At 49.2% G+C, this 15,883-nt stretch carries 13 protein-coding genes; 3 read left to right on the forward strand and 10 right to left on the reverse strand.

What is annotated here, in order from left to right; all coding sequences use genetic code 11:
• Positions 1–30 precede the first annotated feature (30 nt).
• Complete coding sequence (locus PY479_RS14630) at positions 31–1,539, forward strand: fumarate hydratase (RefSeq protein ID WP_212594317.1); 1,509 nt, start codon at positions 31–33, stop codon at positions 1,537–1,539.
• A 204-nt stretch (positions 1,540–1,743) separates the two neighbouring features.
• Here the strand turns inward: PY479_RS14630 and PY479_RS14635 are convergent, their stop codons facing one another.
• The 9 genes from PY479_RS14635 to frdA all read right to left on the reverse strand — a co-directional run bounded on the left by PY479_RS14635 (position 1,744) and on the right by frdA (position 11,729).
• A complete protein-coding gene (locus PY479_RS14635; RefSeq protein WP_275484210.1) occupies positions 1,744–2,094 on the reverse strand; it encodes a GlpM family protein in 351 nt (116 codons plus the stop codon).
• A 447-nt stretch (positions 2,095–2,541) separates the two neighbouring features.
• Positions 2,542–2,949: a hypothetical protein gene (locus PY479_RS14640; protein WP_212594319.1), complete on the reverse strand. Its 408-nt coding sequence runs from the start codon at positions 2,947–2,949 to the stop codon at positions 2,542–2,544.
• Positions 2,950–3,205: 256 nt separating this feature from the next.
• Entirely contained in the window at positions 3,206–5,689 is a 2,484-nt protein-coding gene (locus PY479_RS14645; RefSeq protein WP_275484211.1) for a cation-transporting P-type ATPase, read from the reverse strand.
• A gap of 284 nt (positions 5,690–5,973) precedes the next feature.
• Positions 5,974–6,672: a response regulator gene (locus tag PY479_RS14650; RefSeq protein ID WP_228730350.1), complete on the reverse strand. Its 699-nt coding sequence runs from the start codon at positions 6,670–6,672 to the stop codon at positions 5,974–5,976.
• Positions 6,641–8,305, reverse strand: a complete 1,665-nt coding sequence (locus PY479_RS14655; protein WP_275484212.1) for a sensor histidine kinase — start codon at positions 8,303–8,305, stop codon at positions 6,641–6,643. Before PY479_RS14655 ends, PY479_RS14650 begins: the two co-directional genes overlap by 32 nt.
• A gap of 150 nt (positions 8,306–8,455) precedes the next feature.
• The gene (gene frdD, locus PY479_RS14660) at positions 8,456–8,821 is read right to left on the reverse strand and encodes a fumarate reductase subunit FrdD (RefSeq protein WP_212594322.1); all 366 of its coding nucleotides are present in this window, start codon (positions 8,819–8,821) and stop codon (positions 8,456–8,458) included.
• Positions 8,822–8,834: 13 nt separating this feature from the next.
• Positions 8,835–9,218 carry a fumarate reductase subunit FrdC gene (gene frdC / locus PY479_RS14665; protein WP_275484213.1) on the reverse strand — a complete coding sequence of 128 codons (384 nt, stop codon included), beginning with the start codon at positions 9,216–9,218 and terminating at the stop codon, positions 8,835–8,837.
• A 1-nt stretch (position 9,219) separates the two neighbouring features.
• Positions 9,220–9,954: a succinate dehydrogenase/fumarate reductase iron-sulfur subunit gene (locus PY479_RS14670; RefSeq protein WP_212594324.1), complete on the reverse strand. Its 735-nt coding sequence runs from the start codon at positions 9,952–9,954 to the stop codon at positions 9,220–9,222.
• The gene (gene frdA, locus PY479_RS14675; protein WP_212594325.1) at positions 9,954–11,729 is read right to left on the reverse strand and encodes a fumarate reductase (quinol) flavoprotein subunit; all 1,776 of its coding nucleotides are present in this window, start codon (positions 11,727–11,729) and stop codon (positions 9,954–9,956) included. The genes PY479_RS14670 and frdA overlap by 1 nt, the downstream gene beginning before the upstream one ends.
• Positions 11,730–12,392: 663 nt before the next feature.
• Between frdA and PY479_RS14680 the strand changes: the two genes are divergently transcribed.
• Entirely contained in the window at positions 12,393–13,733 is a 1,341-nt protein-coding gene (locus tag PY479_RS14680; protein WP_275484214.1) for a DUF4910 domain-containing protein, read from the forward strand.
• Positions 13,730–14,521 (forward strand): formyltransferase family protein, encoded by a 792-nt coding sequence (locus tag PY479_RS14685; RefSeq protein ID WP_275484215.1) that lies wholly within the window; start codon positions 13,730–13,732, stop codon positions 14,519–14,521. Before PY479_RS14680 ends, PY479_RS14685 begins: the two co-directional genes overlap by 4 nt.
• Before the next feature lie 135 nt (positions 14,522–14,656).
• Here PY479_RS14685 and PY479_RS14690 read toward each other — a convergent pair whose 3' ends face one another.
• On the reverse strand, positions 14,657–15,847 hold the full coding sequence (locus PY479_RS14690; protein WP_275484229.1) for a class I SAM-dependent methyltransferase: 1,191 nt from the start codon (positions 15,845–15,847) through the stop codon (positions 14,657–14,659).
• Positions 15,848–15,883 lie beyond the last annotated feature (36 nt).

Raw genomic sequence — 15,883 nt, forward strand, 5'->3', positions numbered from 1 at the left:
TATTTCATTGATAACAGCAAAGGGAACGCCATGACTATTATCAAAAAAGCGGACTTCATCGATAGTATCGAAGACGCACTGCAATATATCTCTTACTACCATCCGCTGGATTTCGTCAAAGCTATGGAGAAAGCCTACTACGCGGAAAAGAGCCAGGCTGCTAAAGATGCAATTGCGCAGATCCTGATCAACTCCCGTATGGCGGCCGAAGGCCATCGTCCAATCTGTCAGGATACCGGTATTGTGACCTGTTTCGTGAAGATCGGTATGAATGTCCAGTGGGACAGCGATATGACCGTCCAGGAGATGGTCGATGAAGGCACCAAACGTGCTTATAACAGCACCGTTAACCCACTGCGTCAGTCTGTCGTTGCTGATCCAGCAGGTGCCCGTAAAAACACCAAAACTAACGCACCAGCGGTAGTGCATGTGGAAATGGTTGCGGGCGATAAAGTTGACATCATGATCGCTGCCAAAGGCGGTGGTTCCGAAAACAAAACTAAGATGGTGATGCTGAACCCATCTGATGATATCGCGGCGTGGGTAGAAAAAACCGTACCGCTGATGGGTGCCGGCTGGTGTCCTCCAGGTATGCTGGGTATTGGTATCGGTGGTACTGCCGAAAAAGCAGCACTGATGGCCAAAGAAGCCCTGATGGAACCGGTTGATATTCAGGAACTGCAGGCGAAAGGTGCAGAAACTGCTGAAGAAAAACTGCGTCTGGATATCTTCGATCGCGTGAACAAACTCGGTATCGGTGCTCAGGGTCTGGGCGGTGTTACTACCGTCGTCGACGTGAAAATCAAGACTGCACCAACTCACGCCGCTTCCAAGCCCGTGTGCATCATTCCTAACTGTGCCGCCACTCGTCACGTGCATTTCACCCTGGACGGCAACGGCCCTGCCACACTGACCCCGCCAAAACTGGAAGACTGGCCAGAAGTGACTTGGGAAGTGGGTAACAACGTACGCCGTGTTAACGTTAACGAACTGAAAAAAGAAGATGTTGCTGAATGGAAAGCCGGTGAAACCGTGCTGCTGTCAGGCAAAATCCTCACTGGTCGTGACGCTGCGCATAAACGTATTCAGGACATGCTGGCGAAAGGTGAATCTTTCCCGGTAGATTTCCAGAATCGCTTTATTTACTATGTTGGCCCGGTTGATGCCGTTGGTGATGAAGTGGTTGGCCCAGCTGGCCCAACAACCTCCACCCGCATGGACAAGTTCTCTGACATGATGCTGGAACAGGCTGGCCTGATGGGCATGATCGGTAAAGCTGAACGTGGTCCAGCAACTGTAGCGTCTATCAAGAAAAACAAAGCCGTATATCTGATGGCCGTCGGTGGTGCTGCATATCTGGTAGCGAAAGCTATTAAAGCTGCACGTACCGTCGCTTTTGCTGACCTGGGTATGGAAGCTATCTACGAATTTGATGTCGAAGATATGCCAGTCACCGTAGCCGTGGACAGTGAAGGTAACAACGTCCATCAAACCGGTCCAGAAATCTGGAAAATCAAAATTGCTGAAATGAATGCCTAATAAGGGCTTCATCCGCCGTAATTTTTTGTGTTCCTTGTAATCGGCGATTAGCAATAAAGATGGCTTGTAATGGAATTCAAGCCATCTTTTTTATCGTTAATGCCGACGCATAGACATTAGTGCAACCCGCCAGTAGCCACCGCCGTTTCCCCGCCGCCAAAGCGACATCCGCTATCCCGACCTTACTGACTAAAATCACAGTCATTAGCTCAGCGCGGGATAAAACCTTGTCCAGAAAATCAATAAGATAAAGGCAAAAATTAGCCAAACTAGCGTTGCCAACGACAGTGTTCCGGTCAAACTGAATTTATAACTGAATTGGTATACCGCGACCAAATAAGCGGCATACGGGATCAATGAATACAGGCCGAATAACGCGGTGGTTCTCAGATCGGCCATGGTTCTTGCTGAACCCACAATGTAGTGCGCAATCAGGGCAAAGGTCGGAAACAGCGGCACCAATCCTGAAATAAAAAAGCTTTTGCTTTTTGAAAGCAAGGCGATCAGCAATACCGCCAACGCGCCAAGTAAACATTTAAAAAACAACGCAATCATCGTGATAAATCCCTACTTAGGCGTGAATGCTAACCACATTAGTTTAAGGTAGTGTTGTGGCTTAACCTGTGCCGAGTTACCCACGCAAAATGTTCGCCAGAGAAAAATATAAAGTTAACAGCATCAATAGCTTGCGTCATCATATAACAACTGAGCCGGTGAGGTTATCGCGCAATCGATTAAACATCAGCCAATAAATAGCGGACAAACAAAGTGTTACTCGTCTACCGTAATGCCACGATTGACTACGCCCTTGCAACAGTGTGGTTGTCAGATATTGAGATTTCCTCGGATAGTCCTTAGCTGAACCCAACCGGCAGCTGATAGCATTTGGCAAAGTAACTTATGCTATGAGCTTAATAAACGAGTGGCTTCAGCTAGCGATAGATGTTGCTCCTCAGGCGCTTGTGGTCAGGCGTCTGAGGAGACAATCACTGCATATTTGAGTTAATGGGAAAAGTGTTGCTTTACCTTAGCGACCACTTGCGGGGCGGTCATCTTGTCAGCAGTCTCCATCGCGACCTCAGCGGCAGATTTCTGCCCTTTTTTCTGCAGGTAGGTTTTAAATTCACCTTTCGCTTCGCCTGGTCCCATGACGAATACTGAATCGACCTCTTGGATTGCTTTGCATACCTCATCGTAGTAATGGCTTAAATGCTGTTGGTATTTACGTTCCATTTTGTCTTCCGCGATAACATCCTGAGGACCATAAGGTGTGGCTGAACGAGACCCGCGAACACCTCTAAGATGCATATCGAGATTTGATTCGATCGTTTGTGTGGACACATCGTCATTAGCAAGAAATACAATAAGTGCTTGTTTGTGATCTATCCATAACCCTGCTTTATTAGTCATCAGAAGTTACCTCTCACAATAGCGTTAGAGACACACTGCGACGCCAGTGGACGCCTGACATCATCTGCCGTTGAGGGTGTGCCTCTTGGAAATGTTGTTACCGCTTTTATTACCATGCCGGCAGCCAAACTGACGTTTTTTGTACATCGCTGAACTACTTTTTAAGTATAGATAGCCGCGAGAAGAGATGAAAAATTGCGCTGTCACTTCACACTAAAACCGCTGTCTTGCAGCTGACAACTTGGCCGTTACTACCTCAACTAGGCGTTTTTAACTCTTTGATAAATGGCAAAAGTGCCGCCATTAACCCACCGGCTAATGCAATTAACCAGTCATCCAGATGTAATGGCGACAAATGTAACAGCGCAGCAAGTGGAGGTAACTGGATGAGTAACACACTGCTAAGCATATTCAGCAGCACAATCACCTTCGCGGTAACTGTACGCAATCGACTCAGCGCTATCGTGATCCCCGTACTGGCGCTGGTTAATACCACCAATGCCATGGCTCTGGCATGCGCCACATCCTGCAATACGCCGAAGCTGCGAATATAGGCAAATGTAATGAGCAGCGTAACCAGCATGCCGCTGATAACAATGAGCAGCCATTGGCGCCAGGAGAAAAATTGTGCCGGAGCATCGGGTCGCGTTTGGCGTAAATCTGCCGTGACCGCACTATTTTGAAATACCAACAACGCCGTCGGATGAATCAGCATCTCCAGCCACACGATATGAATGGGTAAGTACAACATTGGATAGTCAAGGAACGGGATAAGTGCAGCGGTGACTACCAACGGAATATGGATCAATAACAAGTACTCAAAACTGAGTCGCAAATTGCTGAAAAGCTGGCGCCCCTCAGCAATCGCCTGCACGATACTGCGAAAGTTGTCATCCAGCAAAATAATAGCGGCGGCCTCGTGGGCGCTGCGAGTGCCACGCGCGCCCATAGCGATGCCGATATCTGCAGACTGGATTGCCGGTACATCATTGATGCCATCCCCCGTTACCGCCACGATCTCCCCCCGCTGTTTGAGGCTGCGCACCAACGCAAGCTTTTGTGCCGGAATAGCTCGCGCAATAACATCAACGGCATCAAGCGCTGCCGTGTCGCCTTGCGCTAACTGAGTTGCCAGCGTCTCACCCTCCATCACTCGAGGGTGCCCCTGATGCAGACCGATTTCCTTGGCAATGGCCGTGGCAGTAATCGGGTGATCGCCGGTTACCATAATCACGCGAATGCCAGCCCGCTGGCAGGTATCTACCGCCGACCTTACCCCTTCACGTAATGGGTCTTCAAAAGCCAGTAATCCGGCAATACGAAACTGCTGTTCCGGTTCGACATCGAACTCGGTTGCAGCATCGAGCTCTCGCCAGGCGCAGGCAATCACTTTATGACCGGCACTTGCCAGCTGGTCTACCTGCTGCTGCCAATAATGCAATTCGTCATCGGCAAGCTGACATTGCGCGAGAATCGTCTCTGGCGCTCCTTTAACCGCAACCAGGTGTTGCTGCGATTCCAGCACTACCGCAGTCTCACGTTTACGGTCTTCGGTAAACGGAAAAGTATTGAGGATGGTGTGAGGAACAGCTGTTGCAATGGCAAGGATGGCTTGATCCATTGGATCACCGGTATCCGGGCGCGATGCATAGGCCGCAATCGTCAGCAGCCGCTGCCCATCTACACCAGTTGCAGTCAACTGATGGGTCAACTGCAACCGCCCCTCGGTCAAGGTTCCGGTTTTGTCAGTACAGATGCAGGAAACCCGGCCAATATTCTCCACGACCACCGCACGTTTCACCAGTGCCTGACGCTGCGCCAGGCGATAAACCCCCACCCCAAGAAAGAAGGTCAGTACCACCGGAAACTCTTCTGGTAACGCGGCCACCGCCAGAGTCAGGCCACTCAACAATGCGTCGATAAGGTCATGCCCCTGATACAGTCGAGTGATAGCGAGAAGCACGCAGATAATGCTGGCGATAATCAACAGTCGCTTAACTAACCTGGACACCGCCTGCTGCAGTGGCGTAAGCGTATGGCTTCCGTGGATGACTGACTGGATAATCTCGCCATAAACCGTCGTTTTCCCGGTGCGGGTCACCATCATTCGGGCACTGCCGGTCAGCGTATTGGTGCCAGCAAACCCCCAATGCTGTTCCGCGATCCGTGCGGAGGGTTGCAACTGCAACGAAGTTTCCAACGCCTGTTTACGAATGGGAAAAGCCTCTCCGGTGAGGGTTGATTCATCCACCTGAAAAGCCTGCACTGAGACAAATACGCCATCAGCAGGAATGGTGTCGCCCGGGGCCAACAGCACAATATCGCCAGGCACCAGTTCAATAGTGTTGAGAGACAGTTCCTTGCCGTTGCGCAGCACTCGTGCCTGTGATGCCAGACGCCGACCGAGACTCTCCGTTGACGCCTGCGTGCGGCGATGCAGGTAGGCATCCATTCCTAGGAATGGAATAAGAGCCATTAACAGTATCACCGCTTCGGTATATTGCTGAGTGAATGCAAACAGGATACTGGTCACCAGTAAGAACCACAGCATCGGATCTTTCAGGGTATCCATAATCAATGCGCGCCAACTGCCTTGATGGCGCTCGGCAATCAGATTCCGGCCATAGCGGGCCTGTCGCTGTGAGACTTCAGCGTCGTTTAAACCTTGAGCGGAGTGCTCCAGGTCGTGAATACGATCGCTTGATAACGTACGTGGCATGGCAGCAATAGTGATACCCAAAACCAATCTGAATTCGCATCGATATATGCCTGATAAAGTATAACGTAACAGCGCGGGGCGGTTGCATTATCCACTGCTACCACCACGGAGTTTGGTATCAGACGAATGTCGCGATGTTGGGCAGTATTAGCGGAGGTTTGTCAGCATTGAGGCTTAAATTGCAGAACAGTGTATGGCAAGCGCGCGGCTTGCCTAACCAGATAGCCCCCCATTCACGGCGGTTAATGCGGGGCAACAAAAACCCCGCAGTAATGCGGGGCTCTATGCGTTATTTTAACAGATGATTAATCCAGCAGATTAATATCGGTCAGTTGATACAGTCGCCGCGGGCGACCGCCGGTCTTGTAATTGAGGACCATTTTCACCACGCCTTCCGATTCCAGATATTCCAGATAACGGCGCACAGTGATACGGCTGACATTCATACGCTCGCTCATATCGTCCACCGAAAAATCGGTCAGCTTTTCATCTTTGAGGATCTTTTTCAGCGTATCGAGGGTGGTCGCATCAATGCCTTTGGGTGTGCGCCGCACAGGTGTCGGACTACGCTTACCCAGGATCTGATCAATTGCCCCCTGATCTACCGTTTCATGGGTTGCCAGTTTTTGCCGGTATAATTTGTAGTCATCCAGCGCCTGCCGTACCCGTGACATCCGCAGCGGTTTTACCAGATAATCACTGATCCCCAATTGTACGGCCTGTTCCACCGTGGTGGCATCACGTTCAGCAGTGGTCATGATAAAATAACAGTTGGCACCATCGTGACGCAGCTTCTGGATCACATCAATACCGTTACCATCGGGCAAAGTGATATCCACAAATACCAATTGTGGCTTGTACAATTCGTAATGCATCAGCGCGTCGGCATAGGTTTCGCTTACAGCTACCACCTCAAAGTCCGAGTGCTGGTTAATGGTCGATTCCAGGGCGTAACTAGCCCTAGGATCATCCTCAATAATCATGGTAGTGACTTTCTGATTCATAGCGCTTGATTTCGCTCTTATCTAGATAGATGGAGAATAGAGTGGTGTTATCTTCAGTGCGTTCCCAGTCAATACTGCCCCGGAACTGTTTCACCAATTCATTGACCAGATACAGCCCCACTCCCGTCTGTTCCTGCTCTTTTTTGCTGGTAACACCATAATCGAGAATATTATCAGCGAGTTCCGATGCGATACCGGCACCAGTATCCTGTACTTCTAGAATAACATGTTGGCTGCGATCGCTGACATAAACATGTACCAATGGGGTGACATTTTGCCGATTATTCCAGGCGGCCAGAATCGCATTATCAATCAGATTACCCAGTATGGTTGCCAACTTTTCTGACACTAACTTACTGTAATCTTGGAGGATATTATCCTCGTCGAGTTCATATTTAATGCCCATCTCTGCGGCTTTGTTGTATTTGGCAAGCAGCAGCGATGCCACCAGACTGTTCTGAATGGAGCGCACCAAATTGCCAATAATATGCTGATGGCCTTTGCTCTCGCGATCAATAAACTCTATGGCCTCATCATAATGTTTAAGTTGCAACATACCAGATAATACATTGAGTTTATTCGAATATTCATGTGTTTTACTACGCAAAAGTTCGGCATAATTTTTGTAATAAATCAGCTCTTTGCGGAGATCGTTGAGCTCCATGTCGGCCAGGAAAAAGATCACATAGCCGTGCTGTTCCTGAGCCGCTTGTAGTGGGTAGATACACACCCGGTAATCCAGTTTGCCCAGACGTAAATTGCCGGAATAAGCCTGTCCATGACCCGCGCGGGCAATTTTGTCTAACGCCGAAGAGAAACGCGATAGCGGCTGACCGATATAATCCTGTTTTCCCATGCCTCCCATGGCCAGAATTTTGGTAGCCATGTCATTGATAGCCGTAATCAAAAACGCATTATCGACCGAAACAATCGGATCGCGGATGGCGTTGAAAATGCGGTCATGTTCCATCAAACGATTGACCACTAATTCCGGTTCCAGATCCTGCATGGTGCGTTTCAATTTAGACAGCACCACAATGATCAACACTACCGTGACCACCAGCACCAGCAACACTAATAGCAGCAGATGGGCATGGCGCTCGATAAACAGATGACTGACTTCACCTTTCAGAATGCCGACACATACGGCACCAATCACTTCGCCGTTCACTTTTACCGGGGCAAAACTGCGAATCGCCATTCCTAGCGAACCAACGGCGTAGGTACTGTGTTTAATCCCTTGTTTGAGCACTGGCTGAATATCATCACCGACAAATTTTTTGCCGACCTTTTCAGCCACCGGATGACTCAGGCGAATCGCGTCCTTGTTAACCACCACGATAAAGGACACTTCCGTTTCTGCCCGCAGATTTTCAATATAGGAACGAATCGAAACACCCGACTCACGGTTAGCACGTTCTACCGCCTCGATCACCACCGGGTCCCGCGCCAGAATGCTCGCCATTTCCAAACCGCGCTGCTGTAAACTCTCGTCATGAGTCGACTTCAACAGCTGGAACACCATGATGGCCATGATGGTGATGATCCACGCCATCGCCAGCAACATACTGGTGATGAAGTGCTTCTTGAAATTCATCGGTTTGCGAAAATGAAAACGCGGGATTACAGCCATAAATCATCCTGTTGGGTCTGAAACTAGCCGTATAGCAGCTATCGGTGTAAGCATAATTGATGTGCCAGGTTTTATAAACAAACAAGGGTGCCGCGGTGGCGAAATGTATCATCTCGCCGCCTTGGCACCCTCATCAGCTTGGGAAAGTAATTACGCTAGCATTAACACCCAAACTACCGCCAAAAGAGTTACCAGGGCAGCCACGACATAACAGGCATATTTACCTACCGCACCCACATGAACTTGCAAATCATGCAAGCCATGATGTACGCGGTGCATCGCATGCCACATAGGCAATGACAATGTCAGTACCGTAAAAATCGCGCCAACAGGAGAACTCACAAAGCTGACTAAACTGTCATAACTCAGGTCGACAATACCCAGGCCATGCAGTGGCAACAAAATGCCCATCAGCAATACCGTTACTGGGGTCAGGATCGCAAACCAAGTACCACCAGCGCCAAACAGGCCCCACCAGATCGGTTCATCAGAACGTTTAGGAGCATAATTCATCATAATCTTGTTCCTCTTATACCAGAGCCAGAATGGCTGCAGAAACCACCAGCACCAACACCCATTGCACCGCAACGACAGTACCATCGGAGACTTTCTTGTCGCCCACTTTGATGGGCATGACCTTTGGCATCATGCTAAAGAAAGTCTTGGCATGATATAAAGCCCCCAACATTGCCAGCACGTTGATCACCAACATTACCGGGTTGGCACAGAATGCAAGCCAGGCGTCAAAAGCTTCACGGCCTGATACCAGCGCATACAAGCCATAAGTCAGGCTCAGCGTAAAGATAATCAGAGGCACAATGGTCAGTTCACGCACCATATACCAGCTGAAAAAGTTGTTTTCGGCAAACCAGGTGCGATGGATCGGCCGGACATAAGGTTTACGGTTTTGCATGTTAAGCCTCCTGTGGTCTCAGCATGGCAATCAGGAAGTCCTTAGAGGACTCTACCTTGCTCTGGTTTACGGCTGCGGCCGGGTCAACGTGTTTTGGACAAACTTCGGAACAATAGCCCACAAAGGTACAACCCCAGGCACCGTCTTTACCGTTGATCAGCTTCATACGCTCAGCTTTACCGTGGTCACGGCTGTCCAGGTTATAACGGCGAGCCAGCGTCAAGGCAGCAGGGCCGATAAACTCTGGGTTCAGACCAAATTGAGGACAAGCGGCATAACACAGGCCACAGTTGATACAACCCGCAAACTGCTTGTACTTAGCCATCTGCGCAGGTGTTTGCAGGTTAGGGCCGTCTTCTGGCTTACGATCATTGCCAATAATGTAAGGCTTAATCGCTTCCAGACGTTCGAGGAACGGGGATTTATCAACCACCAGATCTTTCTCGATAGCAAAGTTTGCCAGTGGTTCCAACGTCAAACCTTCTGGATAATCACGCAGGAAGGTCTTACAGGCCAGTTTCGGCACATTGTTGACCATCACACCGCAAGAACCACAGATCGCCATGCGGCAAGACCAGCGGTAAGACAAGGATTTATCCAGATTGTCTTTGATGTAAGCCAGCGCATCCTGTACGGAAGTGGTATCGTTGGCCGGTACCTTGAAGGTTTCCAGGTATGGCTCTTCATCTTTCGCTGGATCGTAGCGAAGGACGTTAACTGTCTGCAGCTTATCCATTACGCTTTCTCCTGTTGTTTAGCGGCATCACCATACAGGCGTGCTTTAGGTTGAGACTTGGTGATTTTCACATCGCCATATTTAATGGCGGGCACTTTGCTGTCCTGGTAGAACGCCAGTGAATGTTTCAGGAAATCCTGGTCATTACGTTCAGTGCAACCGGCGTCGAGACGCTGATGCGCACCGCGAGATTCACGACGTTGAATAGCGGAATGGGCCATCGCCGTTGCGACATCCAGACCAAAGCCAACTTCAATGGCGTACAGCAGATCGGTGTTGAACACCTTGCTCTTGTCTGTCACCTGAATGCACTTATAGCGTTCATGCAGCTCGGCCAGCTTGTCGACGGTGGCTTGCATACCGGCTTCATCGCGGTAGATACCACAGCCCGCTTCCATGCTCTTACACATTTCAGTGCGGATATCTGACCAGTTTTCAGTACCTTTCTGCTCGAGCAAGGCGTTAACACGCGCTTCAGCCGCTTCAGCCTGTTGTTCAATGGCATGGAAATCCCAGCCCTGGAACTCGGCGGCGCGCTGTGCGGCAGTTTCACCCGCCAGACGACCAAAGACCACCAGCTCAGCCAGTGAGTTAGAACCCAGACGGTTCGCACCGTGCAGACCCACGGAGGAACACTCCCCTACGGCAAACAGACCTTTGATGCTAGTTTCAGTTTTGCCATCAGTTTCCAGACCGCCCATGGTGTAGTGCGCAGTAGGACGAATTGGGATAGGTTCTTTAACCGGGTCAACGTTCACATAGGCCTTGGCCAGTTCACAGATGAAGGGCAGACGTTCTTTGAGGTAATCAGCGCCCAGATGACGCAGATCCAGGTGGACTACATCACCCAGCGGATGCTTGATGGTGTTGCCTTTCTGCTGTTCATGCCAGAACGCCTGAGAAACCTTGTCACGAGGACCCAGTTCCATATATTTGTTTTTCGGATGACCGACAGGTGTTTCCGGGCCGAGGCCGTAATCCTGCAAGTAACGGTAGCCATTCTTGTTGACCATGATACCGCCTTCACCGCGGCAACCTTCGGTCATCAGAATACCGGTGCCTGGCAGACCTGTCGGGTGGTATTGCACAAACTCCATATCCCGCAGCGCTACACCGTGACGATAAGCAATGGCCATACCGTCACCAGTCACGATGCCGCCGTTGGTATTGAAGTGATAAACACGACCCGCACCACCGGTTGCCAGGATCACAGATTTCGCTTTGAAGCACACCAGTTCGCCTTCGGCGATAGACAGGGCGATGACCCCTTGCACTTCATTGTTAACAACGACCAGATCCAGCACGAAGTATTCGTCATAACGGACGATACTCTGGTACTTCATAGAGGTCTGGAACAGGGTGTGCAGCATATGGAAACCGGTTTTATCGGCAGCGAACCAGGTACGCTCGATTTTCATCCCACCGAAACGGCGAACGTTTACTTCACCGTTAGGTTTACGGCTCCATGGGCAGCCCCACAGTTCCAATTGGGTCATTTCGCGGGTAGCATTTTCGACGAAATACTCCACCACGTCCTGTTCACACAACCAGTCGCCACCAGACACTGTGTCATTGAAGTGGTTATCAAGACTGTCTTCTTCTTTGATAACTGCGGCAGAACCGCCTTCAGCTGCGACAGTGTGAGAACGCATTGGGTAAACTTTAGATATCAGTGCGATATTCAGTTCAGGGTTGGCTTCTGCCGCGGCAATTGCTGCACGAAGACCGGCACCACCCGCTCCGACAACCGCCACATCAGTGGTTATAGTTTTCAAAATCACCCCTCCAGCAGGAATTAAAAATCTGTGCGTCAAAGCGGCTGTTCAATTAGCCGTATTGCCGATGTTTATTCAGGTAGTTCCCAGTTAAATTGCTGTCCTGATTAAATTCGAGGTGAGTATAACAACGGCTAAAAATAGGAAAGTGGGGGTAGATTCAATCGAAACTAAGAAGTACTTTTGTAACTTATAGATCCTTTAACAACATATTTAATTTCCATATATAACAATGAGTTATTGATTTAATATTCAATTTTCAGGATGTTAATAAAAGCATGAACGCCATGTTAATTGGAGCCGACTTCACTACATGTCAAATAACATCGCAATATTTAATCACATCACCCATAGGTTAAATACCGACAAACAATAATGCATCACTCGGCAGCAATGTGAAATCTGTCACCGAATATTATTGCAACCCGTTAGCGCGATGATTCGTACTCACGACAACCACATGAGTGTCATATCTCAACGACAGCGTAAGCAAGGTTAGTGCTCAGTTTCCCAGCAGCAAGAATGATATTAATTTCTAGATAACCACATGAATTTAAATTGTATGAATCCTAAAATCTAGCCGTTATCTCATGCAAATGGCAGCGGTGCCTGTGATATGCTCGCACACTATGAGTGTTTCTACATTTTTCAAAGAGTGGTCGAATGCAAGATCCAGAAAACGAACGCGTATTTTTAGAAAGGGTTTTTGATGATCTTTTTCCCATTTGTCGTTCTATCACCGGGCCGGGGCTGGAGAAGTCACTTGCTTATCTTGGCCAGTTCATGCCTTTATCTGTAACGAAAATTCCCTCTGGTACACCGGTTTTCGACTGGGTAACCCCACCTGAATGGCACTTTACTAGCGCCAAGTTATGGGGCCCCGATGGTCAATTGGTATGTGACACTGACAAAAACAATCTGCACGTTGTTAACTACTCAGAACCCGTTGATACTGAAATCTCTTTAGAGGAACTTCAGCCATTTTTACATTCGTTGCCCGCATTACCTGATGCCATTCCCTATGTCACTAGCTATTACAATCGGACATGGGGATTTTGCTTGTCACATAAGCGACGGCAAGCGCTTATGCCGGGTCACTATCGAGTAAAAATCGAAAGTTGTTATAAAGAAGATGGCGGGGTTCCTTTCGCGCAGACGCTATTAAAAGGCGACAGTGAACGGGAAATTTTATTAACCAGCTACTTGTGTCACCCGTCTTTAGCAAACAATGAACTCAGCGGGCCGCTCGTGTTACTTGGTCTGTACCGAAGATTGCTAAAGTGGCCAAAACGGAGATTTAGTTACCGTTTTGTATTAAACCCAGAAACGATTGGCTCACTGTGTTTCCTGTCGGAGCATTACCAACATCTCAAACAACATTTGGAAGCCGGATTAATCCTAACCTGTTTAGGTGGACCAGCAACCAAGCTTAGGTATAAAGCCAGTAAAAGAGCTGATTCACTGTTTGATCAATACATCAAAAGACTCGCCGAGCGGGACGCATGGGAGATGATCCCCTTCACGCCATTAGGTGGGTCTGACGAACGCCAATACTGTGCACCAGGTTTTAACCTGCCGATGGGCCAAGTTGCCAGAACCGCATATGGAAGTTATCAGGGCTACCATACATCGCTGGATGATAAACAGTTTATGACGATAGAGGCAGTTGTGGATTCCATCGATCAACTGGAAAAGCTGTTGTTAGATATCGAAATTGCCGGGAAAGCACTTAACCTAAGGCCATTTGGTGAACCTCAGCTGGGGAAAAGAGGCCTGTATCCCAATATGAACTCGCCACTCAACCGTAAAACCTCGAGTGACAGTCTGTTAGATGGGCGCCAAGAACTCAACGCCATCCTCACAATTCTGAGCGATTCAGATGGCAAGACCACCATGATAGAGATAGCCGACAAACTCAATTTACCATTAAGTGCACTACAAGAAGTAATTGAGAAATTAGAGGCTCATCAATTGGTTAGTTTTAATTCAGGAAGAACGTTATGAGCATTGTGTTTATCTGCGGCAACCATCCCCGTCACGCTTTCATTGCGCGTTGTCTGGCCAAGACAGGCAAGCTGTCTTTTTTGATAATCGAAGAGCGCGAACAGTTTACTCCGCAACCACCGGCCAATCTGGACGAGCATTTAACCGCTTTATTCAAGTTCCATTTTAGTGAGCGAGAACGGATTGAATCGCAGTTTTTTGGTACGGCAAAGTGGCCAGAAGTGGCAACACTCAAGATCCAAGCGAGCGAACTCAGCAGTCAAGCAGTGATTGATATCGTTAGCAAACATGCCACCGCTTTACTGATATCTTACGGTTGTCATAAGCTCAGTTCTCAATTACTGAATGCGGCGCCAAAACATAAATGGAACTGTCATGGAGGTTTGTCTCCGTGGTACAAAGGCGCAATCACACATTTTTGGCCAAGTTATCTGTTAGAACCGCAAATGACAGGCATGACAGTACACCAATTGTCGGAACAACTTGATGCCGGAAACATTATCCATCAATGTTTAGCGCCGCTCGTCAGAGGTGACACGCTGCACATGTTGGCGGCAAGAGCGGTGATGGCGTTAGGGGATGATTTACCGCATTTGGCTGAACTGGCTATCGCACAAGAAAGCATTGCTTTCGCACCGCAGTCTAGTTCTGGAATGCTTTGGCGATCCAGCCAATGGCAACCACATCACCTACCGATGATTTATGACGTTTACAAAGATGGCATTGTCGATGCCTATCTGGATGGGAAACTGCTTCACAAAGCACCTGACATATTCAGGCAATTCTGACACGCTGGTGTAGCACAACATCAACGAAACTCGGTCTGTATTTCATTAATTTTCATGTAGACACCACAGTTTTGCTTAACTGTGGTGTTAAAGGGTGAAATCTCACCCTTTATTTTTGATCATCACGATTGGCACTTACCACACAGTGGCTACCAGCCCTTTCAGATAAAAACCTTCCGGGAACGCAGCGGCAATCGGGTGGTCGCCCGCCTGACTCAGACGTTCAATAAACTGGGCCTCACGTTTAGCGTCTAGCGCGGCGTCTGCCACAATTTTTTGGAAGAGATCGGCAGGCATCAGACCTGAGCAAGAGAATGTCAGCAAAGTACCACCGGGGACCAGCAGCTGCATTGCCAACATATTAATATCTTTGTAGCCACGGCAGGCGCCAGGCAGTTGTGCTTTATTGTCAGCAAATTTGGGCGGATCCAGCACGATCACATCAAACTTCCGACCTTCATCCCGGTATTGTCGCAACAGCTTGAACACATCAGCTTCGGTATACGTTACCTGGCTGTCACCAAGCTCATTGAGCGCCATATTGGCTTTTGCCGTTTCCAGTGCCAGAGCCGAGACATCGACGTTTTCGATCGTAGCAGCACCACCTTTAGCAGCATAAACCCCGAAGGTGCCGGTATAGCAGAAACAGTTGAGCACCGACTTACCTTTGACATAACGCGCTGCCACTGCACGGTTATCCCGTTGGTCCAGATAAAATCCGGTTTTATGGCCGGTAATGACATCGACCGCAATCTTGACACCATTCTCTTCGATAATGACGGGCATCATTGGCAAGGTGCCATGCAGTAATCCATTGGTGGGCGCTAATCCCTCTTTTTTACGGGAATCCACATCAGAGCGCTCATAGATAGCGCAGTCAGGATAGAGTTCCGCCAGCACAGAGACCAGGGTCTCACGCCAGTAATCAGCACCAGCAGATAACAGCTGACACACCAAAACATTGGCATAACGATCTATGGTAATACCTGGCAAGCCATCGGATTCCGCCGCAATCAAGCGATAGCCGGTCAGTCCATGGCTAGCGATCAATGCATCACGGCCCAGCTGTGCACGCTGGATCCGCCGTAGGAAAAACGCACGGTCGATCTCTTCATCCCGATCAAAGCTCCAGATACGCACCTGGATCTGTGATTCCGGCGACCAGGCACCGCGGCCGAGCCAACGGCCATCATGCGCCACCACGTCAACGGTAGCCCCCATCAGCGGCTTGCCTTTGATGTTGTGAATACCACTGGAGAAAATCCAGGGATGATGGCGATCAAGCGATTTCTCGCGTCCCGGTTTAAGTTTGATCCTGTCCACTATGCGTTGCCCTTTGGCTGTGAATACAATGCGGCACGG

This window comes from Shewanella sp. A32 (assembly GCF_029167175.1).
In the GTDB taxonomy this organism is placed as follows: Bacteria; Pseudomonadota; Gammaproteobacteria; order Enterobacterales; family Shewanellaceae; genus Shewanella; species Shewanella yunxiaonensis.

What these genes read in the sequence shown, in the direction of transcription:
- PY479_RS14685 (WP_275484215.1), top strand. Translation starts at nt 13,730, where the DNA reads ATGAGCATTGTGTTTATCTGCGGCAACCATCCCCGTCACGCTTTCATT.
- frdC (WP_275484213.1), bottom strand. Translation starts at nt 9,218, where the DNA reads ATGCAAAACCGTAAACCTTATGTCCGGCCGATCCATCGCACCTGGTTT.
- PY479_RS14680 (WP_275484214.1), top strand. Translation starts at nt 12,393, where the DNA reads ATGCAAGATCCAGAAAACGAACGCGTATTTTTAGAAAGGGTTTTTGAT.
- PY479_RS14630 (WP_212594317.1), top strand. Translation starts at nt 31, where the DNA reads ATGACTATTATCAAAAAAGCGGACTTCATCGATAGTATCGAAGACGCA.
- PY479_RS14655 (WP_275484212.1), bottom strand. Translation starts at nt 8,305, where the DNA reads ATGGCTGTAATCCCGCGTTTTCATTTTCGCAAACCGATGAATTTCAAG.
- PY479_RS14650 (WP_228730350.1), bottom strand. Translation starts at nt 6,672, where the DNA reads ATGAATCAGAAAGTCACTACCATGATTATTGAGGATGATCCTAGGGCT.
- PY479_RS14635 (WP_275484210.1), bottom strand. Translation starts at nt 2,094, where the DNA reads ATGATTGCGTTGTTTTTTAAATGTTTACTTGGCGCGTTGGCGGTATTG.
- PY479_RS14670 (WP_212594324.1), bottom strand. Translation starts at nt 9,954, where the DNA reads ATGGATAAGCTGCAGACAGTTAACGTCCTTCGCTACGATCCAGCGAAA.
- frdD (WP_212594322.1), bottom strand. Translation starts at nt 8,821, where the DNA reads ATGATGAATTATGCTCCTAAACGTTCTGATGAACCGATCTGGTGGGGC.
- PY479_RS14640 (WP_212594319.1), bottom strand. Translation starts at nt 2,949, where the DNA reads ATGACTAATAAAGCAGGGTTATGGATAGATCACAAACAAGCACTTATT.